This is a genomic window from Ruegeria sp. AA6, assembly GCF_056542865.1.
Map to the genome: position 1 here is coordinate 196,804 of NZ_JBQGAN010000003.1, position 24,784 is coordinate 221,587.

27 protein-coding genes and 1 riboswitch are annotated in these 24,784 nt (G+C 57.7%); of the genes, 6 read left to right on the forward strand and 21 right to left on the reverse strand.

Annotation, left to right across the window (positions count from 1 at the left end; all coding sequences use genetic code 11):
* Nucleotide 1: 1 nt before the first annotated feature.
* Together ACR0LN_RS06855 and ACR0LN_RS06860 are read left to right on the forward strand one after the other, a co-directional pair.
* Nucleotides 2-1,165, forward strand: coding sequence for a serine hydrolase domain-containing protein (locus ACR0LN_RS06855; RefSeq protein ID WP_480428596.1), 1,164 nt, complete (start codon nt 2-4; stop codon nt 1,163-1,165).
* A 9-nt stretch (nt 1,166-1,174) separates the two neighbouring features.
* Entirely contained in the window at nt 1,175-1,552 is a 378-nt protein-coding gene (locus ACR0LN_RS06860) for a DUF2237 family protein (RefSeq protein ID WP_480428597.1), read from the forward strand.
* An 86-nt stretch (nt 1,553-1,638) separates the two neighbouring features.
* Here ACR0LN_RS06860 and trpB read toward each other — a convergent pair whose 3' ends face one another.
* From trpB to ACR0LN_RS06905, 9 genes are all read right to left on the reverse strand, one after another.
* Nucleotides 1,639-2,886: a tryptophan synthase subunit beta gene (gene trpB / locus ACR0LN_RS06865; RefSeq protein ID WP_480428598.1), complete on the reverse strand. Its 1,248-nt coding sequence runs from the start codon at nt 2,884-2,886 to the stop codon at nt 1,639-1,641.
* 67 nt (nt 2,887-2,953) lie between these two features.
* A complete protein-coding gene (locus ACR0LN_RS06870) occupies nt 2,954-3,289 on the reverse strand; it encodes a hypothetical protein (RefSeq protein WP_480428599.1) in 336 nt (111 codons plus the stop codon).
* Between the two features lie 47 nt (nt 3,290-3,336).
* Nucleotides 3,337-3,978, reverse strand: coding sequence for a phosphoribosylanthranilate isomerase (locus tag ACR0LN_RS06875; protein ID WP_480428601.1), 642 nt, complete (start codon nt 3,976-3,978; stop codon nt 3,337-3,339).
* A gap of 9 nt (nt 3,979-3,987) precedes the next feature.
* Complete coding sequence (locus ACR0LN_RS06880; RefSeq protein WP_480428602.1) at nt 3,988-4,341, reverse strand: lipopolysaccharide assembly protein LapA domain-containing protein; 354 nt, start codon at nt 4,339-4,341, stop codon at nt 3,988-3,990.
* A 3-nt stretch (nt 4,342-4,344) separates the two neighbouring features.
* Nucleotides 4,345-4,629, reverse strand: a complete 285-nt coding sequence (gene ihfB / locus ACR0LN_RS06885; RefSeq protein ID WP_037310872.1) for an integration host factor subunit beta — start codon at nt 4,627-4,629, stop codon at nt 4,345-4,347.
* Between the two features lie 270 nt (nt 4,630-4,899).
* A complete protein-coding gene (gene rpsA / locus ACR0LN_RS06890; RefSeq protein ID WP_480428604.1) occupies nt 4,900-6,576 on the reverse strand; it encodes a 30S ribosomal protein S1 in 1,677 nt (558 codons plus the stop codon).
* Between the two features lie 265 nt (nt 6,577-6,841).
* Nucleotides 6,842-7,135, reverse strand: a complete 294-nt coding sequence (locus ACR0LN_RS06895) for a DUF6525 family protein (protein ID WP_480428605.1) — start codon at nt 7,133-7,135, stop codon at nt 6,842-6,844.
* 130 nt (nt 7,136-7,265) lie between these two features.
* Nucleotides 7,266-8,951, reverse strand: a complete 1,686-nt coding sequence (locus ACR0LN_RS06900; RefSeq protein ID WP_480428608.1) for a tryptophan halogenase family protein — start codon at nt 8,949-8,951, stop codon at nt 7,266-7,268.
* 221 nt (nt 8,952-9,172) lie between these two features.
* The gene (locus ACR0LN_RS06905; RefSeq protein ID WP_480428609.1) at nt 9,173-9,697 is read right to left on the reverse strand and encodes a hypothetical protein; all 525 of its coding nucleotides are present in this window, start codon (nt 9,695-9,697) and stop codon (nt 9,173-9,175) included.
* Between the two features lie 217 nt (nt 9,698-9,914).
* Between ACR0LN_RS06905 and ACR0LN_RS06910 the strand changes: the two genes are divergently transcribed.
* Entirely contained in the window at nt 9,915-10,394 is a 480-nt protein-coding gene (locus ACR0LN_RS06910; protein ID WP_480428610.1) for a YHS domain-containing (seleno)protein, read from the forward strand.
* A gap of 17 nt (nt 10,395-10,411) precedes the next feature.
* Here ACR0LN_RS06910 and cmk read toward each other — a convergent pair whose 3' ends face one another.
* From cmk to miaB, 10 genes are all read right to left on the reverse strand, one after another.
* Nucleotides 10,412-11,029 (reverse strand): (d)CMP kinase, encoded by a 618-nt coding sequence (gene cmk / locus ACR0LN_RS06915; protein ID WP_480428611.1) that lies wholly within the window; start codon nt 11,027-11,029, stop codon nt 10,412-10,414.
* Entirely contained in the window at nt 11,026-12,372 is a 1,347-nt protein-coding gene (gene aroA, locus ACR0LN_RS06920; protein ID WP_480428613.1) for a 3-phosphoshikimate 1-carboxyvinyltransferase, read from the reverse strand. Before aroA ends, cmk begins: the two co-directional genes overlap by 4 nt.
* 68 nt (nt 12,373-12,440) lie before the next feature.
* On the reverse strand, nt 12,441-13,151 hold the full coding sequence (gene trmB, locus ACR0LN_RS06925) for a tRNA (guanine(46)-N(7))-methyltransferase TrmB (RefSeq protein WP_480428614.1): 711 nt from the start codon (nt 13,149-13,151) through the stop codon (nt 12,441-12,443).
* Nucleotides 13,152-13,244: 93 nt separating this feature from the next.
* Complete coding sequence (metK, locus tag ACR0LN_RS06930) at nt 13,245-14,426, reverse strand: methionine adenosyltransferase (RefSeq protein ID WP_480428615.1); 1,182 nt, start codon at nt 14,424-14,426, stop codon at nt 13,245-13,247.
* A gap of 5 nt (nt 14,427-14,431) precedes the next feature.
* Nucleotides 14,432-14,480: riboswitch (SAM-SAH riboswitch) on the reverse strand.
* A 42-nt stretch (nt 14,481-14,522) separates the two neighbouring features.
* Nucleotides 14,523-16,019, reverse strand: a complete 1,497-nt coding sequence (lnt, locus tag ACR0LN_RS06935) for an apolipoprotein N-acyltransferase (protein WP_480428616.1) — start codon at nt 16,017-16,019, stop codon at nt 14,523-14,525.
* Nucleotides 16,016-16,897: a hemolysin family protein gene (locus tag ACR0LN_RS06940; protein WP_480428617.1), complete on the reverse strand. Its 882-nt coding sequence runs from the start codon at nt 16,895-16,897 to the stop codon at nt 16,016-16,018. Before ACR0LN_RS06940 ends, lnt begins: the two co-directional genes overlap by 4 nt.
* A 36-nt stretch (nt 16,898-16,933) precedes the next feature.
* Complete coding sequence (ybeY, locus tag ACR0LN_RS06945) at nt 16,934-17,428, reverse strand: rRNA maturation RNase YbeY (RefSeq protein ID WP_480428618.1); 495 nt, start codon at nt 17,426-17,428, stop codon at nt 16,934-16,936.
* 33 nt (nt 17,429-17,461) lie between these two features.
* Nucleotides 17,462-18,484: a PhoH family protein gene (locus ACR0LN_RS06950; protein ID WP_480428619.1), complete on the reverse strand. Its 1,023-nt coding sequence runs from the start codon at nt 18,482-18,484 to the stop codon at nt 17,462-17,464.
* Nucleotides 18,485-18,618: 134 nt separating this feature from the next.
* Nucleotides 18,619-19,383 carry an outer membrane protein gene (locus tag ACR0LN_RS06955; protein WP_480428621.1) on the reverse strand — a complete coding sequence of 255 codons (765 nt, stop codon included), beginning with the start codon at nt 19,381-19,383 and terminating at the stop codon, nt 18,619-18,621.
* A gap of 184 nt (nt 19,384-19,567) precedes the next feature.
* Nucleotides 19,568-20,887: a tRNA (N6-isopentenyl adenosine(37)-C2)-methylthiotransferase MiaB gene (miaB, locus tag ACR0LN_RS06960; protein ID WP_480428623.1), complete on the reverse strand. Its 1,320-nt coding sequence runs from the start codon at nt 20,885-20,887 to the stop codon at nt 19,568-19,570.
* Nucleotides 20,888-21,007: 120 nt separating this feature from the next.
* Here miaB and ACR0LN_RS06965 point away from each other — a divergent pair, with 120 nt between their 5' ends.
* Entirely contained in the window at nt 21,008-21,871 is an 864-nt protein-coding gene (locus tag ACR0LN_RS06965) for a hypothetical protein (RefSeq protein ID WP_480428624.1), read from the forward strand.
* 2 nt (nt 21,872-21,873) lie between these two features.
* Here the strand turns inward: ACR0LN_RS06965 and ACR0LN_RS06970 are convergent, their stop codons facing one another.
* The gene (locus ACR0LN_RS06970) at nt 21,874-22,671 is read right to left on the reverse strand and encodes a phytanoyl-CoA dioxygenase family protein (protein WP_480428625.1); all 798 of its coding nucleotides are present in this window, start codon (nt 22,669-22,671) and stop codon (nt 21,874-21,876) included.
* Nucleotides 22,672-22,758: 87 nt separating this feature from the next.
* Here ACR0LN_RS06970 and ACR0LN_RS06975 point away from each other — a divergent pair, with 87 nt between their 5' ends.
* Nucleotides 22,759-23,649: a LysR family transcriptional regulator gene (locus ACR0LN_RS06975; protein ID WP_480428626.1), complete on the forward strand. Its 891-nt coding sequence runs from the start codon at nt 22,759-22,761 to the stop codon at nt 23,647-23,649.
* A gap of 2 nt (nt 23,650-23,651) precedes the next feature.
* Here the strand turns inward: ACR0LN_RS06975 and irrA are convergent, their stop codons facing one another.
* Entirely contained in the window at nt 23,652-24,068 is a 417-nt protein-coding gene (gene irrA, locus ACR0LN_RS06980) for an iron response transcriptional regulator IrrA (RefSeq protein WP_480428627.1), read from the reverse strand.
* Nucleotides 24,069-24,256: 188 nt separating this feature from the next.
* Here irrA and fabA point away from each other — a divergent pair, with 188 nt between their 5' ends.
* Entirely contained in the window at nt 24,257-24,766 is a 510-nt protein-coding gene (gene fabA, locus ACR0LN_RS06985; protein ID WP_480428628.1) for a bifunctional 3-hydroxydecanoyl-ACP dehydratase/trans-2-decenoyl-ACP isomerase, read from the forward strand.
* The last annotated feature ends 18 nt before the right edge of the window (nt 24,767-24,784 follow it).

A 24,784-nucleotide genomic window follows, 5' to 3' on the forward strand; every position in this document is an offset into this window, starting at 1 on the left:
TATGAGAGCTGTGTTGAAGTGGATGCTACGCATCCTTCTGATGCTGGTGCTGGCCGCGGTTGTTATAGGGTTCTGGAAACGCGAAGAGCTTCAGCGCCTGATGGCCGTTAACTCTTTGTTTTCCGAGGAAAAGATCGTTCACAATTTTTCCAATATGGACGAAGCCTTTCTGACGGTCAACTTACCACGCGGCAATGGTCCGACCTCAGAACTCTCTTACGGCCCTGGTTTTGATCTTCCCGAGGGCACCGACAATTGGATCGAGGACCGCGCGGTGACCTCTCTGCTGGTGATGCAGGATGGGCAGATCAGGTTTGAAGAATACTATCAGGGCACCGGCCCCGAAGATCGGCGCATTTCATGGTCAGTTGCAAAAAGCTATCTCTCGGCGCTGTTCGGCATCCTGCTAGCCGAAGGCGCTATTGAGTCGCTGGACGATCCGGTCACGAAGTACGCGCCTGAACTGGAAGGCACCGCTTATGACGGTGCTACGATCCGCAATGTCCTGAACATGGCCAGTGGTGTCACGTTTAACGAGGATTATTTCGACCCGAACTCTGATATCAACCGCATGGGCCGGGTCGTCGCCCTGGGTGGAGAACTGGACGATTTCGCGGCCTCTTTGCAAGACACCTTCGCGACCCCTGGTGAAACTTGGCAGTACGTATCCATCGACACTCATGTCATCGGCATGGTGATCCGTGGAGCGACTGATCGCAGCGTGACCGAACTGTTGACGGAGAAGATCATTCAGCCCTTGGGCCTTGAGTACGACGGCTATTATGTAACCGACGGGGCCGGGGTCGCCTTTGTGCTGGGTGGGCTGAATTTCACCACCCGTGATTTCGCTCGGTTTGGTCAGATGATCCTGCAGAACGGGGTCCATAACGGTGTGCAACTGGTGCCCGCAGACTGGATTGCCAAATCCGTTCTGCCCAGTGCCCCGACCGTGCCCGGCAAGATCGGCTATGGCTACCAATGGTGGATCCCCCTTGGCGCGCATGAGGGTGAGTTTCTGGCCCGTGGTGTTTACGGGCAATACATCTATTTCGACCAACCGCGCGGCGTACTGATTGTAACAACCGGGGCGGATCGCAAGTTCCGAGATCCAGGCATCAACGAAGCCAATATAGAAATGTTCCGCAAAATCGCCCAAAGCCTGTAAAGTGGTCTCATGCAAAAACAAGACAGTATCAATGTGTTGGGTGGGGTGCTTGCCCCATGTTCGCGTGATCCGCTGACCGGGTTTTTTCGCGATGGGGCCTGCAATACGTGCCCCGAAGATCAGGGCAGCCACACGGTGTGCGCAGTTATGACGGCCGAATTTCTGGCCTTTTCCAAATATGTCGGGAATGACCTGAGCACCCCCCGGCCCGATTTCAACTTTCCCGGTCTGAAACCCGGAGACAGTTGGTGCCTGTGCGCCGGGCGGTTCCTGCAAGCTCATGACGAGGGCTGCGCACCCAAGGTGCATCTGGAAGCCACCCATCAACGGGCGCTTGAAGTAGTTCCGTTGGACATTCTTACGCAGTACGCTGCCAGCAAGACCTGACCCCGGCGAACCGGTCTTGGAACGCAAAACGGCCCTCACCTGCCTAAAGGTAAGGGCCGTCTAAATTTTCGTGAACCAGCGGCTTTTTAGTCTGCCGTGCGGCCTTCTGTATCCGACATGTCAAAGTTCAGATATTTGGCCACGGTCTGCACGTCTTTGTCGCCGCGTCCGCACATGTTCATGCAGATCAGGTGATCTTTGGGCAGCTCGGGCGCGATTTTCATCACATGCGCCAGCGCGTGGCAGGGCTCTAGCGCCGGAATAATGCCCTCGGTCGCGCAGCACAGCTGGAACGCCTCCAGCGCCTCTTTGTCGGTGATCGAGACATAGTTCGCCCGACCGATGTCATGCAACCAGGAATGTTCAGGGCCAATGCCCGGATAGTCCAGACCGGCTGAGATCGAATAGCCTTCCAAAATCTGGCCGTCATCATCCTGCAGCAGATAGGTGCGGTTGCCATGCAGCACGCCCGGACGACCGCCGGTCAGCGAGGCGCAGTGCTCCATTTTTTCGTTCACGCCCTTACCACCGGCCTCAACACCGATGATGTTGACGTCTTTGTCGTCAAGGAATGGGTAGAACAGGCCCATCGCATTCGATCCACCACCAATGGCCGCGATGATGGTATCGGGCAGGCGGCCCTCGGCCTTCATCATCTGTTCCTTGGCTTCCTTGCCGATGATCGACTGGAAATCACGGACCATCGCGGGGTATGGGTGTGGACCGGCCACGGTGCCGATGCAGTAGAACGTGTCGCGCACATTGGTCACCCAGTCGCGCAGGGCGTCGTTCATCGCGTCTTTCAACGTGCCGCGACCCGACGTAACCGGAATCACTTCGGCACCCAGAAGGCGCATACGGAACACGTTCGGGGCCTGACGCTGCACGTCATGGGCACCCATATAAACTACGCATTTCAGGCCGAACTTGGCGCAGACAGTAGCGGTGGCCACGCCGTGCTGACCGGCCCCTGTTTCTGCGATTATTCGAGTTTTGCCCATGCGGCGCGCCAGAATGATCTGGCCCAGCACGTTGTTGATCTTGTGTGCGCCAGTATGGTTCAGCTCATCACGCTTGAGATAGATCTTTGCACCGCCCAAATGCTCGGTCAGGCGTTCCGCGTAATACAGCGGCGATGGGCGGCCCACGTAGTTTGCCCACAGATCGTCCATCTCGGCCCAGAAGGTGGGATCGTCCTTGGCTTTCTCATATTCCTCTTCCAGCGACAGGATCAGGGGCATCAGCGTCTCGCTGACAAACCGCCCGCCGAAGATGCCAAAACGGCCCTGCTCGTCGGGGCCGGACATGAAGGAATTGAAAAGATCGTTGGCCATGGGTGTCTCCCTCGTCGTACCCGTTGTTCATAGGTGGTGGCGGCGGGATTTGCCATGCCAAAACGTATTATTCCGCCGCTTCAATATGGTGTGCCCAGACTTGCAAGGCTTGCTCTCTGCTGGGCACCGCGATGCAGGGAAAATGGTGAAACTCATTTACGTCCGCCAGCCTTGAAGCCGCCTGCACGACACGGCGATGCGGGCCGGAATGCGCGAAGGTCAGCATCGCCTCGGCATCGTGCCAGACACTCAGAGAAAAATAGAGCCCTTGATGCGGGAATACATCTGCCTGCAGACACAATGGATCGCCACGCGCTTGCAGCAGCGCCTGACGGGCACGCCAGAAAAATTCCGGGCCATAGTACCACCGTTTTAATGAAACTCCGCCAATCGCTGCAAGCATGGTCGCCCCCTCCCCTTTCGGAGATACGCGGCCGCTTGGCGATCAGATCACCTTGTGGCGTCGATAAAGGCCCGGATGAGCGCTTCGTCCTTGACCCCAGGCGCGCTTTCCACGCCCGAAGACACATCGACTTGCTGCGCGCCGGTCATGCGCATGGCTTCGGCGACGTTGTCGGGAGTTAGTCCACCGGCCAACATCCATGGGCGACGCCAGTATTTACGCCCGGCCAGTAAGCGCCAGTCGAAAGACAGGCCATTACCGCCCGGCAACTCGGAATTGCGGGGCGGTTTGGCGTCGATCAGCAGTTGATCGGCCACCTCAGAGTACAGATCAATCGCTGCAAGATCCTCAGCCTCAGCCACCCCGACCGCCTTCATTACCGGCAGTCCAAACCGGTCGCGAACCTCGGCCACCCGGTCAGGGTTTTCCTTTCCATGCAGCTGCAACATATCCAGCGGCACAGCAGCGGCGATACGATCAAGGTCTTCATCGGTTGCGTTCACGGTCAACGCAACCTTGGCAATCCCTGCGGGAACAAGGTGGGCCAGCTTGGCGGCAGCCTCGACTTCCAAATGGCGTGGCGATTTGGGAAAAAACACGAACCCGACATAGCGCGCGCCAGCGTCGGCAGCCGCGCGCACGTGATCCGGGGCGGTCAGGCCGCAAATTTTGACCGAAGCATCAGACATTTAAGGGCCTCAGCTGGCCTCATCCAGAAGGGCAAGCACTTCGTCCTGACCTTCGTTCTGCTTTTTCTTGAGCTTCTTGACCTCTCGCTCAAGCTTGCGCACTTCGCTTTTCTTCACCGATGCATCCCGGCGATGCTTATGCTCGCGCAGCCATTCCCACAGGAAACCGATGATCAGGCCGGCGACCACACCGCCCAGCACCACCACAAACAGCGGCAGCGACGTGCTGAGGTTAAAGCCCACAAGCTCGGCAAAAGGTTCCGGCATCAGCGTCAGCTCAACTGTTTCGCGATTGGCCAGTGAAACGGAAATCAGAACGATCCCGAGGATCGCCAGGAAAGCATATCGAAGGTAGCGTATCATGCCCTAGGCTTTACCGTTCAATCGGTCCCTTAGCAACTTGCCAGTTTTGAAGAACGGCACACATTTTTCCTCGACCTGAACAGTCTCACCAGTGCGAGGGTTGCGGCCCACGCGAGCATCGCGTTGCTTTACCGAAAAAGCACCAAATCCACGCAGTTCCACACGGTCACCGCGCGCCATCGCGTCGGTCACCTCTTCGAACACAGTATTCACAATCCGCTCGACGTCGCGTTGATAAAGATGCGGGTTTTCGTCGGCGATTTTCTGAATCAGTTCTGAACGGATCATGAGCGTTACCCTCCCAGGCGACCGGTTAGCCATCTCTAGTTGTTCGGACAGTATAGAAACAAACCCGGTTCGGGGGAACGTCGACTCTGTGTGCAAAGCCTTCATTTTCCTATGAATTCGCGCGTTTTTTTGCTTGTGAGCGGGAATTACCCGCTTAAAGCGTGAACGACAGGTGAATAAAGCCCAGAAATTGGAACATATTGATTCGCAACAAAAACGGCCCCGCGCAGATACGCGGGGCCGTAAATTCGGCTAGGCTGATGCCTGGGCTTAGTCGCCCGACTTCAGCGCTGCACCCAGGATGTCGCCCAGCGACGCGCCCGAGTCGGAGGAACCGTACTGTTCCACGGCCTCTTTCTCTTCGGCGATCTCGCGTGCCTTGATCGACAGGCCCAAACGGCGGGTCTTGCTGTCGACGTTGGTGACGCGAACGTCGACCTTGTCACCGACCGAGAAACGCTCAGGGCGCTGGTCAGCACGGTCACGCGACAGGTCGGAACGGCGGATGAACGACTTCATGCCTTCGTACTCGACCTCGATGCCGCCATCTTCGATCGCGGTCACTTCGACGGTGATGACCGAGCCACGCTTCACGCCGCCCACGGCTTCGGCGAACTTGTCACCGCCCAGGGCTTTGATCGACAGCGAGATACGCTCTTTCTCAACGTCAACTTCCGAGACAACAGCCGAAACCATATCGCCTTTGCGGTAGTTCTGGATGGCATCCTCGCCACGCTCGTCCCACGACAGGTCGCTGAGGTGAACCATGCCGTCGATGTCGCCTTCGAGGCCGATGAACAGACCGAATTCGGTGATGTTCTTGACTTCGCCTTCGACCTGCGTGCCCTCGGGGTGTGTTTCTGCAAACACTTCCCACGGGTTGCGCTGAGTCTGCTTCAGGCCCAGAGACACGCGACGCTTGGCGCCGTCGATTTCCAGAACCATGACGTCGACTTCCTGGCTGGTCGAAACGATCTTGCCGGGGTGGACGTTTTTCTTGGTCCAGGACATCTCGGACACGTGCACCAGACCTTCGACACCGGCTTCCAGCTCGACGAACGCGCCGTAGTCGGTGATGTTGGTGACGCGACCCTGATGGACCGAGCCCAGCGGGTACTTGGCAGCAACCAGATCCCACGGATCTTCCTGCAGCTGCTTCATGCCCAGGCTGATGCGGTGGGTCTCTTTGTTGATCTTGATGACCTGAACCTTGATGGTTTCGCCGATCGTCAGGATTTCGGACGGGTGGTTCACACGGCGCCATGCCATGTCGGTGACGTGCAGCAGGCCGTCAACGCCGCCCAGGTCAACGAATGCACCGTATTCGGTGATGTTCTTGACGACACCCTCGACGGTCTGACCTTCGGACAGGTTGCCGATAACTTCGGCACGCTGTTCGGCACGCGATTCTTCCAGGATTGCGCGGCGCGACACAACGATGTTGCCACGGCGGCGGTCCATTTTCAGGATCTGGAACGGCTGCTTCAGACCCATCAGCGGGCCAGCGTCGCGCACGGGGCGCACATCAACCTGCGAGCCGGGCAGGAACGCAACTGCGCCACCCAGATCGACGGTGAAGCCACCTTTGACGCGACCAAAGATTGCACCTTCGACGCGCTGGTCGTCGGCATATGCTTTTTCCAGACGGTCCCATGCCTCTTCACGGCGGGCCATCTCGCGCGAGATGACGGCTTCGCCACGGGCGTTTTCTGCGGCACGCAGGTATACTTCGACCTCGTCGCCTACAGCAATTTCAGGGGCTTCGCCGGGATTTGCGAATTCTTTCAGATCAACGCGGCCTTCCATTTTGTAGCCTACGTCGATGATGGCTTGGCCGGCTTCGATCGCCAGAACCTTGCCTTTGACAACAGAACCCTCTTCGGGTGTGTCCATTTCGAAGCTTTCATTCAGGAGGGCTTCGAATTCCTCCATGGATGCGTTAGCCATGTGGCGTTGTTTTCCTTTACATACGTTTTTGCTGGCCGAGCGGTTGTCTCCGCCGGTCTTGTTTCATGGTGCCTGACAGCGTGATCCAGAACGAACCTGAGCAAACAAACACAAAGGGCCGAGGTAACCCGGCCCTGCTCAGATACGTCATCCAGACGTTAACCGCCCTTGTTCAGACAGCGCGTCTATAGGTGGATTCCGTAGACTGTGCAAGGGCAAAGACCCTTAATTTACTAGGTTCGGCAGGTCTTTGCGGGGGCACGGCTCAGGTTTTGCCACTCCAAACCCCGGCATCGCGTCGCAGCATGGCCTGCTCGATTTCATTCAAGCGCATCAGTGCGGCGGTTGGATTACGCTCACCGCCGGCCCGGTTCCAGATCTTCTGAGCGGAAACGGGGCTCCACGGCAGGGTTGCCGAGGCCAACCATTGCCGAAGCCCCAGCGGAAGCGAATCGTAGACCTGCATTGGCGCTGTCTGCCGCCGCGTGCGTTTGAGACTGCTCCGCAGATTCCGACGGGCCTTTTGGCTTTGTTGCTGCCGTGAACGCACTCTGCTCACCCCTCACTTTTTTTAAATGTGATTACATTACATTCATACGACCCACAATAGGTGAAGGAAAAAGGCGGAACTCATCGCCCCGCCCTTCATTCTTTTCAGATGTTCCCTGCGCAGAGCGCAAGAAAAACCCCTAGAATAATTGTAAGTCCTTCTTTCCGCTTTGGATTTCGGCGATATTCGGCATATTCTGAATCACCAAGGGTTCGGGCGCGACACCGGGCATGGCCACAGTCGGTTTCATCGCCGACGCCATTGCAAAGGTTGGTTGCTTCAGTTCTCCACGGATATCACGCAGCAGCGTTTTGTGGTCCGGCATTGCTTGAATTATGCGTGCAAGGTCCATTTTCGCGTGCTTCATTGCCTGAGCCCAGATCGGTTTTTTCAGCGGCCGCAGACGATCACGTATGCCAGTACCGTAGCCTGTATCATAGACTTGCTTGCCCAAAAGAACGGTTTGATAGACCCGGAAATTGAACAGCGTTGCGAATTCGATATCGTGCTCTATCGGCAGGCGGTGCTGCCACAGTTCGAGATTCTCGGCCAAACGATCCGGGATCTTCATCTCGGTGCGCGCATCAATCCAATATTGATCGTCCGTGCGGTTGCCCAAACGATAGTGCAGACAGATGAAATCCAGAACTTCATCATACATCCTGTTCATCTGCCGATTGTATCTTGCCCGCAAGGGCGGCTCGATATCGCGCGTGGGCAAGTGTTCGGCAAACCATCGTACCGCGTGATCAATCATGTGGATCGCGGTACTTTCCAAAGGCTCGATGAACCCGCCGGACAAACCGATTGCCAGGCAATTCTTGACCCAGGCATTGCGGACACGCCCGATCCGCATCGGGATCACGCGCGGCGTCGCCCCCTTACCGCTGTCACCCAACCACTTGAGATATTCATCTGCTGCCTGATCATCCGTGCGGTGCGCAGACGAGAACACATAACCCGTGCCCACCCGGTTAAACAGCGGCACGCGCCAGGTCCAACCTGCGCCCAGCGCGGTCGCCCGTGTCAGACTTTCGATCTTCCTTGGGTTTGGATGCTCGATCTGCAACGCCATCGCGCGGTCGTTCGGCAGGTAGTCCGAATAATCCATGAACGGCTCACCCAGAGCCTGGTTAATGATCAACCCACGGAACCCGGTGCAATCAATAACCATTTCGATGTCATGGCGACCATTCCGCTCCAGCATCAGGTGGCTGACATTGCCCTGTTCGTCCAGTTCGACCGCCTGCACCTCATCCCGGATATGCTCCACGCCGCGCTGTGTGCAGACCCGTGTCAGCATGCCTGCAAACTTTACTGCATCCAAATGATAGGCATAGCCAAACCGCTGCTCGAATTCCGGCTGCCCCAATTGCCGCGCGCCTTTGCACAAACGGCCCAGATCATCGTGCGGAGAAACGGATTGCGTGAAGTCCCGCCCGCCGTTTCCAAATCGCAAGAAATACTCGGCCGCTTCTAACCCTTCGATCATCTGACCATGGGCAAAGGGGTTCACATAGTCGATGCGATTACCCTTGGCGTCCTTGTTCCAATTGCAGAACTTTACCCCCAGTTTGAACGACGCGTTCGTTTCGCGGAAAAAGTCCCGCTCGGAAATGCCCGCCTGGCGCAGCGTGACTGGCATGCGTGGCACCGTGGCTTCTCCGACGCCCACGGTCGAGATATTGGGGCTTTCAATAAGGCAAAGCTGTGGGCGATCCTTGGGTGCTGAAGTGCGAGAAAACACCATGTCCAGGATCAGCGCGGTCATCCACCCTGCCGTTCCCCCGCCGACAATGGTGATTTTGCGCAGTCGATTATTCATATTTTCCATCCCTGTTGGCTTCAGGGGCGTATTCGCTGCTTCCTTTTTCTAGTTTTTCTGGATTTCGCGCAGCTACCCCCTTTTGCTTGAACAAATAGCATACCAAGTTTCCGGTACGTCGCTAGGGCCAAAGCCGCTTAGATCTGTGCATTTGTGTGGGAACCGCAACAAAACTGTTACATTGGCCGCCTCACATAAAGCGCGTTCATTTCCGGCTCGGGTCAGATTTCTTCGCCCTTCTTCAGAAGTTCTTCGATCAGGGCGCGCTGAAGGTCGCCGCTGTCACCTCCGCCGAACTCTGCCGCTCCGCTGGAATAGAACGTGCCATAAGTGTTGGCGATGTTTACTGTCTGCGCCAGACCCGAGATTAGCTGATCCTTCTTCAGCAAAGACAATGGGTGGATAAACGCGGCCCACAAGGTGCCGTTGGCAATCGCATAGCGGGCATCCAAAGTGGTATCGAAATTCGCCTGCATCATACGCTGCATGTCTTCGGCGGTCAGGCCCTCGGCGCTGCGTATCGGAACCATAGCGCGCATCCGATCAGCGCTGATGTCTGTAATTACCAATACCGGGAAGTCCGACACAGTGAGCTGAAAGCCTGGCCCTTGGGGCTGTGCCTCGGGGTCGAGCGCAAAGATAATCTTGCCCAGACGTTCATAATCCATCGGAGGCTCGGTTTCGGCGCCTTCCTGCGCCGCCAGACCTCCGGCCAGAAATATCAGCATTGCGGCTAGTCGGATCATCGCATCTCTCCTGCAGTCTACACGTCAACCATAGGAACCCATTTGCACTCTGACCAAACAAAGCTTGGTGAGGAGTATTTCCTGCTTGGCCACAGCTTTGAACGATCTGCAAGATATGCCGCTCTAACTGCGATAGCTCGTTCAGATACGGCCACCTAGCTTTGTTTCAGCGGCTGGCGGCCCCGTCAGCCCGATCCTGAACATGAAAGGAAAAGCAATGAAATCTCTGATCGTGACCTCCCTGATCGCCACCCTACCCTTGATCGCCGCCCCGGCTTTCGCAGCAGATGAAATCAACGTCTCGAACGGTATCTCGGCAGCAGGCGCACCGCTGGCCGCGCATGGCGTAGATCTGGTGGCGTTGGTCAATGACGGCAATCCGGTTGAAGGCTTTGCCACACATTCCGCCACCTACGACGGAGCGTCCTACTACTTTACCAGCGCTGCAAATCGCGAAGCTTTCGAAGTCAACCCCGGTGCTTATCTGCCGCAGCACGGCGGGTTTTGTTCGTTCGGCGTGTCGGTTGGCAAGAAGTTTGACGGCGACCCGGATCAGTATCTGGTCACCGACGGCAAACTGTACCTGTTTCTGAACGCTGAAACTCGCGCAGCTTTCCTGAAGGATGTGACCGGCACGGCAAAAACTGCCGACGATCAATGGGCCCAGATCAAGACTATCGCCGTTGGCGAACTCTGAGCGTCTGCCCCGCGGTACTAGTGTGCTGCGGGGCGCCTGGTTTTGATAAGAGCCACCGCCTGAGCCAGCGCCGCCTCGATACTCAGGTCAGAAGTGTCCAGCAGCACGGCATCTGCGGCGGGTTTCATCGGCGCGGCGCTGCGCTCTGCGTCTCGAGCGTCTCTTTCGCGCACATCATTCAACACCTGATCGCGCGTCACGTCGGCCCCCTTGGCACTCAGCTCCAGATAGCGACGTTCTGCCCGGACCTCGGCGCTCGCCGTTACGAACAGCTTTACTTCGGCCTCGGGGCAAATCACCGTCCCGATATCGCGACCGTCCAGAACCGCTCCACCTTCTCGCCGAGCGAACGCGCGTTGGAAGTCGACCAACGCCGCGCGGACTTCGGGGATCACAGCGACTTTTGAGGCCGCCTGCGCAATCTCGGCCGTCCGCAAATCGCCCTGCTGCAATTCTTCAGGGGTCAGTGCCTGTGCAGCCTCAGTCGGGTCGATCCCATCCAACGTTCGGCGGCCAACGGCACGGTACAGCAGGCCCGTGTCCAAATGCGCAAAACCGAAATGGGCCGCAACCCCTTTGGATATAGTTCCCTTGCCAGCCGCTGCGGGACCGTCGATAGCGACCGTAAAGCTCATGTACGTTCGACCTTGGCACCCAATGCCGCCATCAGAGGTTCGAAAATCGGGAATGAGGTGGCGATGGGGCCGCCATCATCTACAGAGACCGGAGTTTTCGCGCCCATACCCATAACCATGAAAGACATAGCGATGCGGTGGTCCAAAAAGCTCTCGCACGTACCGCCACCGGGGATGTTGCCGATGCCCAACCCCTCGACCGACCACCAATCCTCGCCCTCGTCGACGGTCACGCCGTTGGCACGTAAACCTCTGGCCATCGCGTCGATCCGATCGCTTTCCTTAACACGCAACTCTTTCACGCCGCCCATCATCGTTGTGCCTGCGGCGTTTGCTGCTACCACCGACAAAACCGGATATTCGTCGATCATCGAAGCCGCACGTTCAGGCGGTACGTTGATGCCCTTCATGTTGGGCGAGTATTTCGCCCGCAGATCGGCAACGGGTTCGCCGCCTTCTTCGCGTTCATTCTCATATGTCAGGTCGGCGCCCATCTCGCGCAGCGTGGTAAACAGACCCGCGCGGGTCGGGTTCAGCCCGATGCCGGGCACCAACACATCCGAACCGGGCGTGATCAGCGCCGCGCAGACCGGGAAGGCCGCGCTGGACGGGTCACGCGGCACAGCAAGGACTTGCGGTTTCAGCTCGGGGCGACCGGTCAGGGTGATCACTCGGCCCTCATCAGTATCTTCGACGGTGATTTCAGCACCAAAGCCAGCCAGCATCCGTTCCGAGTGGTCACGGGTGGCTTCTTTCTCGATCACGACGGTCTTGCCCGGCGCGTTCAGACCGGCCAGCAGCACCGCGGATTTCACCTGAGCTGACGGCACCGGCACCTCATAGCGCACCGGAACCGGTTCAGCAGCACCAACGATGGTCATCGGCAAGCGCCCACCCGAGCGACCTACCGATTGCGTTCCAAACAGCGCCAGCGGATCGGTGACCCGCGCCATCGGACGTTTGTTCAGGCTGGCATCACCAGTATATGTTGCGGTGATCGGAGAGGTCGCCATCGCACCCATGATCAGCCGCACTCCGGTGCCCGAGTTTCCACAGTCAATCACCTGATCGGGTTCGGCGAAACCACCAACACCCACACCATGTACTGTCCATTCGCCATTGCCATGATCGGTGACTTCGGCCCCAAAGGCCCGCATGGCCTTGGCGGTGTCCAGGACATCTTCACCTTCCAGCAGGCCCGAGATTTTGGTCTCACCGACCGCCATTGCGCCAAGGATCAGCGAGCGATGCGAGATCGACTTGTCGCCGGGCACCTCAGCCGTGCCGGTCAGCGGGCCGCAGGGATGCGAGGTCATCGGGATGGGCGTGCCGTGTCCGGACATGGGGGCTCCTGTTTTCGCTATCAGTTCAAGGCGGATTAGCGAATTGGGGCCGGTTGGTCCAGCGGCAATCAGCCTTTGCGCCGGAAGGTCAGGTAATGAGGCGTGCGCCCTTCACGCAGGGCCTTTTGTTCGTAGCGGGTGGAAATCCAGTCATCCCACGGCTCGCGCCAGTCTGCGGGACGTTCAGCCAGCCATTCGAACCCGGCACGCGGAACCTCTTCCAGCGTCTGTCGGACATAATCGGGAATGTCAGTCGCCACGCGAAAGATCGAGCCCGGCTTCAGGGCGCGGGCCAATGGCTCCAAGTGTTCCTGCGTCACAAAGCGACGACGATGGTGCCGCGTTTTGGGCCACGGATCGGGGTACAACAGAAAGGCGCGCGAGATGCTGGCCTCGGGCAGTACATCGAACAGATCACGCGCATCGCCGGGATGAACGGCTAGATTCTCGACGCCAGCCTTGCGAATCTTGCCCAGCAACATGGCGACGCCGTTGATATACGGTTCGGCCCCGATGATGCCGATGTCGGGATTGCCGGCTGCTTGATGAACCAGATGCTCGCCACCGCCAAAGCCGACCTCAAGCCAAACATCCTTGCCACCGAACAACGCCTGCAGGTCCAGCGGGTGACGTTCGGGGTTAGTCTCCCAATCCACCGCACCCGGCGACAGGGCGTCGAGGTCTTCGCTCAGATACGTCTTTTGACTGGGCTTCAGGGTCTTGCCCTTGAAGCGGCCATAGAAGTTCCTGCGGGGGCGTTGGGGTGTCTGGGTACTCATGGCGGTGCCCTTACTGCGCGGATGGCAGTGTTGCAACCCCGGCGCGGCAACGAAAAAGCGCGCCAGATTCGGCGCGCTTGGGGTTATTTCAGATCAGACTGCCGATTTCAGTGCATCGGCCAGATCGGTGCGTTCCCAGCTGAAACCACCATCCGCATCCGGTTCGCGGCCAAAATGGCCGTAAGCAGCGGTGCGCTGATAGATCGGCTTGTTCAGTTGCAGATGCTCGCGAATGCCGCGTGGGGTCAGGTCCATCACCTGACCGACTGCCTTTTCGATCTGAGAATCCGCAATTTGACCAGTGCCATGTGTGTCAGCGTAAATCGACAACGGCTTGGATACGCCAATCGCATAGCTCAGCTGAATGGTGCAGCGTTCGGCCATGCCTGCGGCAACCACGTTCTTGGCCAGATAGCGCGCGGCATATGCCGCCGAGCGGTCCACTTTAGTCGGGTCTTTGCCCGAGAACGCGCCACCGCCATGCGGCGCGGCACCGCCATAGGTGTCCACGATAATTTTGCGCCCGGTCAAACCGGCATCGCCATCCGGGCCGCCAATCACGAATTTCCCGGTGGGATTCACGTGCCACTCTGTTTCGTTGGTCAGCCAGCCTTCGGGAAGGGTTTCGGCGATGTAAGGCTCGACGATGGCACGGATGTCTTTCGAGGTCAGCGCTTCGTCCAAGTGCTGAGTCGATAGCACGATAGAACTAACACCAACAGGCTTGCCATCGCGATATATGACCGACAATTGCGACTTGGCATCAGGGCCCAGCGCCGGTTCCGAGCCATTCTTACGCACCTCTGCCAGACGGCGAAGGATTGCGTGGGAATACTGGATCGGAGCAGGCATCAGCGCTGGAGTTTCGGTCGTCGCATAGCCGAACATGATGCCTTGGTCACCGGCACCTTCTTCCTTGTTCTCAGACGCATCCACACCCTGCGCGATATGCGCGGATTGCTCGTGCAACAGGTTCGTAACCTCGACGGTTTCGTGGTGAAACTTGTCCTGCTCGTAGCCGATATCCTTGATACAGGCGCGCGCGATTTCGTCGATGCGGCCCATGTAGTCGTGCAACTTGTCCTGATCAGACAGACCTACTTCACCGCCAATCACCACTCGATCAGTCGTGGCAAAGGTTTCACAGGCCACTCGCGCTTCGGGTTCTTCGTTCAAAAATGCGTCAAGGACGGCATCCGAGATCCGGTCGCAAACCTTATCCGGGTGCCCTTCGGAAACGGACTCCGAAGTGAAAGTATAGTTCTGTCGGGACATGAAAGTGCTCCATTAAGATTTCCCCATCACGCCAGGAAGCCGTTGTGACGGGCATGCGAGGGGATACGCCGACCGAAACATAGGGTCAATCCGAAATTAAACGTGCCCCCGCCATGCGTTGCGCCAAAACAGCGCAAACAGGGCCAACAGCAGCGCGAAGATCGGCAAATCCCCAATGCGAGCGTATATCGTGGGCGTCAGTGGTGCGGGCAGCTTTGCATCCACATAACCCGCCTGCCCCAACGCCAGCGCATCGGTGATACGGCCCAGAGGGTCGATCATCGCCGACACTCCGGTATTGGCCGCGCGCATCATAGGCAGACCTTGCTCGATCGCGCGCATCTGCGCCTGTGCCAAATGCTGATAGGGGCCTGACCGGGTTCCAAACCAAGCATCATTGGTGATTTGCAGCAGAAAGTCCGCGCGCCCAGGTGCAGAAAGAACATCCTGAGTAAACACGGCCTCATAACAGATCAGCGGCAACGCTTTACCCAGCCTGCCCGCATCCATCAGCGCAGCCCCTGGCCCGGCACTGAAACCATGGCCCGCCGTAGTAGCCATCCCGTGAATACCAAACATTGCCATCAGATTCCCGAACGGCACATATTCGCCAAACGGCGCAAGATGGTGCTTGTCATACAGCCCTTGTTGCTGACCGTCCTCATTCAGGTAGATCATGGAATTGTATATACGCGGCCCGTCACCACGTTGAATTCCCAGAAACACCGGCACTCCCTGAGCAGCATCAGCAACGACATCAAGGTAGGGCTGAGCACTACCCAGCCATGCGGGTATCGAAGTTTCAGGCCAAACAATCAGATCAGGCCGAGGTTGCGCGGCGGTGAATTCGATCTGTCGGGCAAAGAAAAGCGGCGCATAGTCCGGGTCCCATTTTTGGTGCTGGGGCGCATTGGGCTGGATAAGCCGAACTACATGGTCAGTTTCCGTGACTGTCGGGCGCGTGGTGGCATAGACTGCCGCCAGAAGAACTGCACCACCTGTCAGGCCAAGCGGCAGCGCAAACCCACCGCGATGCGTCAGCGCCGCACCCAGGGGCAAGGTTGACAACAGAGTCACCGCACCCAGCCCATAGGGCCCGAACAGGGACAACAACTGCGCGACCGGAGATCCAACCCAAATCTGCGCCAAACCCGCCCAGGGGAAACCTGTCAGAACATAGCCGCGGGCAAATTCCGCCAAAGACACGGCCACTGCCAGAAAGACAGCCTGTGCGACTGCACCGCCACCCGGCCTCCGTGCCACCCAAAACGCCAACGCCCAGAACAATGCCAACCCGCCCGCCATAAACACCAGCGCGAACGGGGCCATCCAGGCGTGCCGTTCGGCATCGACAAAGAACGGCTCAATGATCCAACTGAGGCCATGTGCGAAATACCCGGTGGCAAAAGCCCAACCAATCCATGCCGCTCGGCCCCGTGTTTCAGCCGACAGAAATAGCGGGGCGAGCAACACCAGCGCGATCAGAGCCGCGCCCCAGACACCAAACGGTGCCAGCCCAAAGGCCGCAAGCGCACCCAACAGGGCCGCCGACAGGAACCTCAGCCAAAACGGCCAGCCCTGGGCAAGATTCATCCAACGAGATCCGGGAGCATAACACGCAAACGTTTGATACGCCGCGGATCTGCGTCGATCACCTCGAACTCAGGGCCTTCGGGATGCAGGACAACCTCACCCCGCGCGGGCACCCGGCCGGACAACATGAAGACCAGACCGCCCAGCGTGTCGATCTCTTCCTCGTCCACGTCTTCGTGACTGGTCAGCGAGCGGCCTATCTCAGCCTCGAACTCTTCCAGCGGGACACGGGCCTGAACGGTATAGCAGCCGGGTTTGTCCTGCACCCACAACTGGTCTTCGTCCGCGTCGTGTTCATCCGCAATTTCACCAACGACCTGCTCAATCAGGTCCTCGATGGTAACCAGTCCGTCAACGCCGCCGTATTCGTCAATCACCAGCGCCATATGACGGCGTTCGGTCTGCATCTTGGTCATCAGAACACCAATCGGCATCGAGGGCGGCACGAACAACAACGTCCGCAGCATCGAGGCCAGATCAAACTCGGACGACGTGCCGTTGAACCCGTGGGTCAGCGCGAAATCCTTGAGGTGAACAAACCCCAAAGGCGTATCAAGCGTGCCCTCATACACCGGAATTCGAGATAAACCGCTGTCGCGGAATACCTGCGCCAATTCGTCCTTTGTGATGGTCGTAGGGACAGAAATGATCTCGGCGGTAGGAATGGCAACGTCTTCAACGCGCATCCGCCGCAGATTGATCATGCCTCGCGGCTGCACCTTGTCGACCTCGTGCCCATTGGCCTCGTGGCTCTCGTCCTCGCCCTGCGGCGAGAACGCGTCCACTATTCGAGAAAAAAATCCGGCTTTCTCTTTTTCACCGCTGTTCTCTGGTTGCGCGCTCTGCGCCGCCCTAGAACTGCCGTCTGTATCGCCCATTGTCCTGTTCCAATTTATCGGCCGAAATGGCCCTCACTACATGTTATATGGGTCATCAATACCCATTTTGCCAAGTATAGCGACCTCAACCCCTTCCATCAAAGTGGCGTCGGGGTCACGAATGTGATCGTATCCCAGCAAATGTAACGTTCCGTGAACGATCAAATGCGTGACGTGGTCATCCATATTTTTTCCAGCCTCTTTCGCTTCGCGCGCACAAGTCTCGTATGCAATCGCGATATCACCCAGCGCGATTTCACCGGTAAAGTCAGGCTCGGGCGACACCGGGATTGCGCCGGGCTGCTCGACCGCCAAATCCTCGGCCGGCCAGCTGAGCACGTTGGTAGGCGCAGGCTTTTCACGGAATTCGGCGTTCAACTCGGCGATCCGTGCGTCATTGCAAGCCAACAGACTGATTTCGCACAAATCTGCGTCGAGCTTGCAATGATCCAACACCGCCTTAACGGCGCGCATCGCCAAGGGTTCCAGCCCCTGCCAGCGCGCATCTTCAATTGTCAGTTCAAGGTTCATTTCGCCACGCCCAAAGCCCTCAGCGCCGGACGATCACCCCGTCTCGCGGCCTGAGTCGGCCTCATACGCTTCGATGATTGCGGCGACAAGCGGGTGACGCACCACGTCCTTCGACGTGAAGTAATTGAAGCTGATATTCGGGATCGTCTTCAAAAGACGCTCGGCATCAGCCAACCCAGACTGCACCCCGCGCGGTAGATCTACCTGAGACCGGTCGCCGGTGATCACCATGCGGCTGCCCTCACCCAAACGAGTCAGGAACATCTTCATCTGCATGGTTGTGGCGTTCTGCGCCTCATCCAGCACGACAAACGCATTGGCCAGCGTCCGCCCGCGCATGAAGGCCAACGGCGCGATTTCGATTCGTTTTTCTTCGATCAGCTTAGCGAGCTGCTTACCGGGCAAGAAATCGTTCAGCGCGTCATAAAGCGGCTGCATATAGGGGTCGACTTTGTCCTTCATGTCACCGGGCAGATATCCCAGCTTTTCCCCGGCTTCGACCGCCGGGCGGCTGAGGATGATCCGGTCCACATGCCCACCGATAAACATCGACACACCCACGGCCACGGCCAGATAGGTCTTACCGGTACCCGCTGGACCGATCCCAAAGGCCAGTTCATTGTTGAACAGCGACTGGACATAGGCCTTCTGCGCATCGGTGCGCGGTTCGACCAGCTTTTTGCGTGTTTTGATCTCGACCGTGCCGCCCTTGAACATCTCAAGCTGGTCGCCATCGCGGCTGCCGGTTCCTGTTTCCGAACCGCCCATGCGCAGTTCGCGGTCGACATCGGCGGCTTCTACGTCACGTCCGCCTTCCAGACGAGTGTAAAGGGCTTGTAACACCTCAATCGCCTGTTTCTGGGCGTCCTCGTCACCCATGACAACCAACTGGTTGCCGCGGCGCACGATCTGGACAGATAGCTTCTGCTCGATATCGGTCAGATTGCGGTCATACTCGCCGCACAAATCTATCAACAACCGGTTGTCAGGGAATTCAACAAACGCCTCACGTTGGGGCATGTCATCTTGCGGTGGGGTAAGGGCACCGATGGCCAATCCGTTCTCCTGTCTTGGCGTTTCACCCTGAGCGTAGACAACATTTCTTGGTGGGCGCAAGCCACAGATTCAAAAATTCATCAATGGATGGTAAAACCGCCGACGCGCGACACGTTCTGCCGAAAGGTTCGCCGTCAAAACGTGTAGTTCAATCCGAACCTCAGGCCCCGGTAACGAGGTGTGGATTTGGTCGAGAACCCGTTGTCAAATTCAACGGTACGCGAATCGAACTGCACGTATTCGTATTCACCTGTAATCGACCAATTCTCATTCAGCTTGTGTTCCGCACCAATGCTGGCCGAAAACCCGCCGCGCGTGTCACTTTCTTCAAAGAGTTGTGAGGTTGAACCGAAGGCCAGCCCGCTGGTCGTTTCAACGTCAGCTTGAACGTAGCCAACTGAAACAAAATACAACAAAGAACCGCTTTTGTTGGTCAGGCCATTGCGCAACCGGATCGAGAGAATATCCGAGACCTTGGAACTTCCAGAGACTGTGACACTGCCGATCTCGGTCGAGACACGATCATCAATCGTCCCCGTATCATAGCCCAACTCGACCCCATACACGTAGTCGCGCCCGCCAATGGCGGGAAGAACACCGCGCCAACCGCCTCGAATTCCAACATAGCCACCGCTCAGGTCCAGATCACCGATTTCGAACACATCCGCCGGTGTACGCAGCCCGTAGCGGTCCGACCCATTCGAAGCGTTGCCGCCACTGAGGCCCAAATAGAAAGCACTTACGTCGTTGCCAAAACGTTTTGGACTGACGACCGGAGGATCCGTCACGCCCTGTTCGAGGTTACCTGCGACCGTTGCGCTGGAAAAAAGTGAACAGGCCAGAACTGCCAAAAGGATAAATCGGCCATTCGATCCAAAGTATTGCGTTAGGAATTTCACTCGCACCCTCCATCGTGCCAGCCCGCAGCAATCGGTTCAGCACACATCTGGAATAATCTGGACGCACAATCCAAGCGCCCCAAAAAACTAGCCTTTCTCGGACCATAGTTCTGAGGGATAAATCAAGGGTTAAATTTGGAAGCTAATACCCACTATGGCATTCAGACAGCACGTGCCCGGAAGATCAAACCAACGCGCCCGCCAGAGAATTTGTCCCTGAATCGGTGATCAACACCTCTCGCAAATCGCCAACCGCGACATCCGCGTCGGACACGTGAACCGAATGCAAATACTCGGATTTTCCGACCATTTGCCCCGGCAAGCGGCCAGTTTTTTCAAACAGCACGCGAACCTTACGTCCAACCATTGCATCCTGAATTTCCCGCTGATGCTGCGTGATCAGGGCCTGCAACCGCTGTAGGCGGTCATCCGCCGCTTGCGGGTCAACTTGGGGCCGCTCGGCCGCCGGAGTGCCGGGGCGCGTCGAATATTTAAAGGAATAGGCATAGCCGTATTTGACCTGCTCGACCAAATCCAACGTGGCCTGGAAATCCTCTTCGGTTTCTTCAGGAAACCCGACGATAAAGTCACCGGACATCACGATGTCGGGTCGCGCCGCGCGAATACGCTCGATCAAGCGCAGATAGCTTTCTGCCGTGTGACTGCGGTTCATGCGCTTGAGGATTCGGTCTGATCCCGACTGCACCGGCAGATGCAGATATGGCATCAGTTTATCGCAGGTGCCATGCGCCTCAATCAGATCGTCCGCCATATCGTTGGGGTGTGAGGTCGTAAACCTGATACGCTCCAGCCCATCGACCTTGTTCAACTCCCAGATCAAACCGGCCAAAGTCATATCGCCGTTGGGACCCGCACCGTGATAAGCGTTCACGTTCTGACCCAGCAGAGTGATCTCGCGCACGCCGCGTTCGACCAGATCCTGAGCCTCACGAATGATGCGATCGGCAGGGCGGCTGACCTCGGCACCACGGGTATAGGGCACTACGCAAAAGGCGCAGAACTTATCGCAGCCTTCCTGAACGGTCAGAAACGCCGTCGGACCACGTTTGGCCTTAGGGCGGTTTTTCAACTTCTCGAATTTGTCTTCTTCGGGAAAATCCGTGTCCAGCGCCTTGGCGCCCGTGCGGGTCTTCGCCTCCATCTCGGGCAGGCGGTGATAACTCTGGGGGCCAACAACCAGATCGACCAGGGGTTGCCGACGCATGATCTCTTCGCCCTCGGCCTGCGCAACACACCCTGCGACGCCAATCTTCAGGTCTGGCTTTTCCGCTTTCAAACCTTTGAAGCGGCCAAGCTCGGAATAGACCTTTTCCGCCGCCTTTTCGCGAATATGACAGGTGTTCAGCAAAATCATATCCGCGTCATCTGGGCTTTGCGTTTCAACATAGCCCTGCCCGCCCAGCGTCTCGGACATGCGTTCGCTGTCATAGACGTTCATCTGGCAACCATAGGTTTTGATGTACAGCTTTTTGGGTTCTGACATGGGTATGGCCTTTGCGTTCGCGGGATCGGCGTCGTCTATACCCTACGAACGCCGCTTGCAATGCCGAGGCGGATACCCGATTTTGATCGCAGATTCCAGCCAAGTGGAACCCGACAGGCCATGCAATACGACTCTCTCGACGTTTTCCTGAGTTCAGGCAAATCCGCGCTGGCCAAAGGCCCGGTCGCGTTGATCTTTGCTGAAGACACGGTCGAGGTCGACAGCACCATCCGGCATCACCTGCATCTCGGCTTTAAATCCGTGATCGTCTTCATGCCGCAGGGCTTTGTGCTGGACCCCGAGTTGTCAGATCGCATCCATCGTGTCGCGCTGACCTGCGTTCCTGGCGCAGCTGTGTTCGACACCATTAACAGGGTCGTCCAGACCGCTCCCGGTATTTGGATGTATTATTGCTACAACGCGGAATACCTGTTCTTTCCGTTTTGCGAGACCCGCACGGTTGCCGAGTTGCTGGCCTTCCATGCCGAGGAACGGCGTGACGCGATGCTAAACCACGTTGTCGACCTGTATGCGGACGACCTGAATGCATTCCCGAACGGAGTTGCGCCGGATCGCGCCATGCTAGACAGCACCGGTTACTACGCCCACGCCAGACACGACGCCGAGGGCCAACCGGTAGAGCGGCAGCTGGACATGTCTGGCGGCCTGCGCTGGCGGTTCGAGAACCACATTCCTTTTGAACGACGCCGTATTGACCGGATTGCGATATTCAAATCCCGCAAGGGTTTGGAATTGCGCCCTGATCACACGTTTAACGAACCGGAATACAACACCTACTCTTGCCCTTGGCATCACAATATGACGGCCGCCATATGCTCGTTCCGCGCGGCCAAGGCGTTAAAAAGCAACGCCGGGTCCACGTTTGATATCCCGACATTCTGCTGGAGCAATTCGGTGCCGTTCCAGTGGGCGTCCGGGCAATTGCTAGACCTTGGCCTGATCGAACCGGGCCAATGGTTCTGACCCTAGCGTCGTAACAGAACCGGGAACCAATCCTCACGTAGGCGCTGACCGGGGGTCATTTCATGACCGGGAAACGGCGGTGAGGTCCGGCCCGGACGTTCGACGTAGCGCGCATCATCCCCTACCAGACGCAGCGAAAACGCCCGGCGCCGGCTGTCAGAGTGGTTGCCCCTTGCGCCATGCAGCGTGCGATAATTGAACGCTACTGCGTCGCCCGGCTCCATCTCGAATTCCACGACCTTCATGCCTTCGGCATCCGGGTCGGGGACCGGGATGTACTGGCCTTCATCCGGGAAGAACCCTTCTTCGCTGACCCAGCGGGTCGGCAGAACCTCTTTCTCCCAACGATGCGATCCGGCCACGCAACGTAGCGTCGCCTGTTTCACCGGGTCCAGCGGTGACCAGAAGCTAATGGTCTGCTGGCCTTCGACAAAGTAATATGGCCCGTCCTGATGCCACGGGGTTGCCATCGAGGTGCCCGGCTCTTTGACCAGAACATGGTCGTGGAACATCTGCACGCTCTGCGACTGCATCAGATCTGCAGCAACCCCCGCCGCCGGAGAGTTTTCGATAACGTCCCGGAACTGCGGGATGCGAGTCCAGTTGCAGTAGTCGTCAAAGAACAAACCAGTCTGGCCTTCTTTTTTGTTTTCAGACGCGTACGGACCGGGCTCGGCCATATTCGCAGCGACGCCTTCGCGCAGGGTTTCAACGTGATCGGCAAACAGACCCTTAATCAGGACAACGCCGTCCTGCTGATAGGTGTCGATCATCTCTTGCGTGACCAGAGGGTGCGTCATGTTCGTCTCCGTGCCATGGGGTTGAGTGATCTGCACATGGGAAAGCCCCCTGTTCAAGTCATATCTTTCAAAGGTACACTTAACTTCATGTTATATATTTCCCTGCGCCAATACGAATACGTCTGCGCCATAGGGCGGCATGGCAGCCTGTCCGCCGCCGCACAGCACCTGAACGTCTCGCAACCCGCCTTGTCCAATGCGCTAACACGGGTTGAGGAGCAATTGGGCCATCCCCTGTTCGCCCGCAGGCGCGGAGCGGCGATGGCACTGACACCGCAAGGGCGCAGTTTTATTGAAGAGGCCGAAGCGCTGTTGGCCAGTGCGGCGAGGCTGGAGAACACAACCGAGGCCGGCGCGGGAAAGGCGCGGCTGCGGTTGGGGTGCTTTGTCGATCTGGCGCCGTTTCTATTGGCCCGCGCTCTGCGCCTGCTGCGCGCTGAGATGCCGGACGTGTCACTGTCGTACAGGGTAGACAATTTCGAAGGGCTTATCGCTGGCCTGATCGACGGCAGGATTGATCTGGCGGTGACCTATGGGCTTAGCATGGATGCCAGCTTTAGCCGACAAACCCTATTCGAAAGCACGCCGCATGCCCTGCTGTCTCCGGATCATTCCCTGGCCGCGCAGCGCGACGTGTCGCTGACAGATTTGGCTGACCATCCACTGATCTTGTCCGAAGAAGGTCTATCCGCACAGCACGTATTGGGCCTGTTCCGCCAGATAGGGAAAAGCCCGAAAGTCGCGCACCGGGCGGCTTCGCTGGAAATTCAGCGTAGCCTTGCTGCGCATGGTGAAGGCGTTGCGATCAGCTATGCCAATCCCCCGAGCGATATCAGCTATGACAGTATGCAGTTGCGGAGCATACCCGTTTCGGACACGTTCGCGGCTGAACCTGTCGTGCTTGCCCGGCATGGCTCGGGCCCTACGGATGCCCAAACTGCAACCGCAGAGCGCGCTTTGACCCAACTAACGAAATAGGATTACTTTTTTCGAAGGCGGATGACGACGTCTACAGACGCGATCTCAACCCCGTCGGGTGCATCTGGCAGGCGTTGAATCACCAGTTGGTCCGAAGGCGCATCGCTCAGGCGGCCTTCATCCTCCCAAAAGAAATGGGGGTGATCGTGAGTGTTGGTGTCAAAATAGCTTTTCGACCCGTCCACGGTAATTTCCTGCAGCACACCTGCTTCGCAGAAGGCACGCAGAGTGTTGTAGACAGTGGCCAGAGACACGGCATCGCCGTTTTCTTTGGCCGATTCAAACAGGCTTTCTGCGGTCACATGCCGATGACGCCCATCGCCCACCAGCAGTTCGGCCAACGCCACGCGCTGACGCGTCGGACGCAGTCCTGCGTCAACCAACCAATTTGTGGCGATGTTCTGGCTCTGAGGCGTCATGAATCCGATACCTGTGGTTTGCTGACCTATATATAAGTGCCTTGCCCGGGTAATTTCAAATGAAATTCATTCGCAAAGAATGCACTGAACACAACATGATGTGGGCGACCGCTCTTGCAGGACCTTGCATACGGGTGCTAGGTGAGGCCAGATTAGATAAACGGACCCCTGGCAGGAGAGGCGGCAGAATGGCCCAATTCCCGAGCAGCTTTGACAAAGACGATCTGCTGAAATGCGCCCGTGGCGAATTATTTGGCCCCGGCAACGCGCAGCTGCCTGCTCCGCCGATGCTGATGATGGACCGCATAACCGAGATTTCCGGCGATGGCGGTGAACATGGCAAGGGTCATGTGATTGCCGAATTCGACATCACCCCGGACCTGTGGTTCTTTGACTGCCATTTCCCCGGCAACCCGATTATGCCCGGATGTCTGGGTCTGGATGGTCTGTGGCAGCTGACCGGTTTCAACCTGGGTTGGCGCGGCTGGCAAGGACGGGGCTATGCGTTGGGAGTCGGTGAAGTCAAACTGACCGGCATGGTCCGCCCCGACCGCAAGATGCTGAAATATTATGTCAATTTTACCAAGGCTGTTCAGACCCGCCGTCTGACAATGGGCGTGGCCGATGGCCGTGTCGAAGCGGATGGCGAAGTGATCTATCAGGTCAAGGATATGAAGGTTGCATTGTCGGAAAGCTGATCCTAGCTGACGACATGC

What these genes read in the sequence shown, in the direction of transcription:
- ACR0LN_RS06975 (WP_480428626.1), top strand. Translation starts at nt 22,759, where the DNA reads ATGTTATATATTTCCCTGCGCCAATACGAATACGTCTGCGCCATAGGG.
- ACR0LN_RS06940 (WP_480428617.1), bottom strand. Translation starts at nt 16,897, where the DNA reads ATGGGCGATACAGACGGCAGTTCTAGGGCGGCGCAGAGCGCGCAACCA.
- trmB (WP_480428614.1), bottom strand. Translation starts at nt 13,151, where the DNA reads ATGAGTACCCAGACACCCCAACGCCCCCGCAGGAACTTCTATGGCCGC.
- ihfB (WP_037310872.1), bottom strand. Translation starts at nt 4,629, where the DNA reads ATGATCCGTTCAGAACTGATTCAGAAAATCGCCGACGAAAACCCGCAT.
- ybeY (WP_480428618.1), bottom strand. Translation starts at nt 17,428, where the DNA reads ATGAACCTTGAACTGACAATTGAAGATGCGCGCTGGCAGGGGCTGGAA.
- ACR0LN_RS06875 (WP_480428601.1), bottom strand. Translation starts at nt 3,978, where the DNA reads ATGTCTGATGCTTCGGTCAAAATTTGCGGCCTGACCGCCCCGGATCAC.
- ACR0LN_RS06910 (WP_480428610.1), top strand. Translation starts at nt 9,915, where the DNA reads ATGAAATCTCTGATCGTGACCTCCCTGATCGCCACCCTACCCTTGATC.
- ACR0LN_RS06900 (WP_480428608.1), bottom strand. Translation starts at nt 8,951, where the DNA reads ATGAATAATCGACTGCGCAAAATCACCATTGTCGGCGGGGGAACGGCA.
- trpB (WP_480428598.1), bottom strand. Translation starts at nt 2,886, where the DNA reads ATGGCCAACGATCTTTTCAATTCCTTCATGTCCGGCCCCGACGAGCAG.
- miaB (WP_480428623.1), bottom strand. Translation starts at nt 20,887, where the DNA reads ATGTCAGAACCCAAAAAGCTGTACATCAAAACCTATGGTTGCCAGATG.
- cmk (WP_480428611.1), bottom strand. Translation starts at nt 11,029, where the DNA reads ATGAGCTTTACGGTCGCTATCGACGGTCCCGCAGCGGCTGGCAAGGGA.
- irrA (WP_480428627.1), bottom strand. Translation starts at nt 24,068, where the DNA reads ATGACGCCTCAGAGCCAGAACATCGCCACAAATTGGTTGGTTGACGCA.
- ACR0LN_RS06970 (WP_480428625.1), bottom strand. Translation starts at nt 22,671, where the DNA reads ATGACGCACCCTCTGGTCACGCAAGAGATGATCGACACCTATCAGCAG.
- ACR0LN_RS06870 (WP_480428599.1), bottom strand. Translation starts at nt 3,289, where the DNA reads ATGCTTGCAGCGATTGGCGGAGTTTCATTAAAACGGTGGTACTATGGC.
- ACR0LN_RS06855 (WP_480428596.1), top strand. Translation starts at nt 2, where the DNA reads ATGAGAGCTGTGTTGAAGTGGATGCTACGCATCCTTCTGATGCTGGTG.
- lnt (WP_480428616.1), bottom strand. Translation starts at nt 16,019, where the DNA reads ATGAATCTTGCCCAGGGCTGGCCGTTTTGGCTGAGGTTCCTGTCGGCG.
- fabA (WP_480428628.1), top strand. Translation starts at nt 24,257, where the DNA reads ATGGCCCAATTCCCGAGCAGCTTTGACAAAGACGATCTGCTGAAATGC.
- ACR0LN_RS06905 (WP_480428609.1), bottom strand. Translation starts at nt 9,697, where the DNA reads ATGATCCGACTAGCCGCAATGCTGATATTTCTGGCCGGAGGTCTGGCG.
- rpsA (WP_480428604.1), bottom strand. Translation starts at nt 6,576, where the DNA reads ATGGCTAACGCATCCATGGAGGAATTCGAAGCCCTCCTGAATGAAAGC.
- ACR0LN_RS06965 (WP_480428624.1), top strand. Translation starts at nt 21,008, where the DNA reads ATGCAATACGACTCTCTCGACGTTTTCCTGAGTTCAGGCAAATCCGCG.
- ACR0LN_RS06880 (WP_480428602.1), bottom strand. Translation starts at nt 4,341, where the DNA reads ATGATACGCTACCTTCGATATGCTTTCCTGGCGATCCTCGGGATCGTT.
- metK (WP_480428615.1), bottom strand. Translation starts at nt 14,426, where the DNA reads ATGTCCCGACAGAACTATACTTTCACTTCGGAGTCCGTTTCCGAAGGG.
- aroA (WP_480428613.1), bottom strand. Translation starts at nt 12,372, where the DNA reads ATGTCCGGACACGGCACGCCCATCCCGATGACCTCGCATCCCTGCGGC.
- ACR0LN_RS06860 (WP_480428597.1), top strand. Translation starts at nt 1,175, where the DNA reads ATGCAAAAACAAGACAGTATCAATGTGTTGGGTGGGGTGCTTGCCCCA.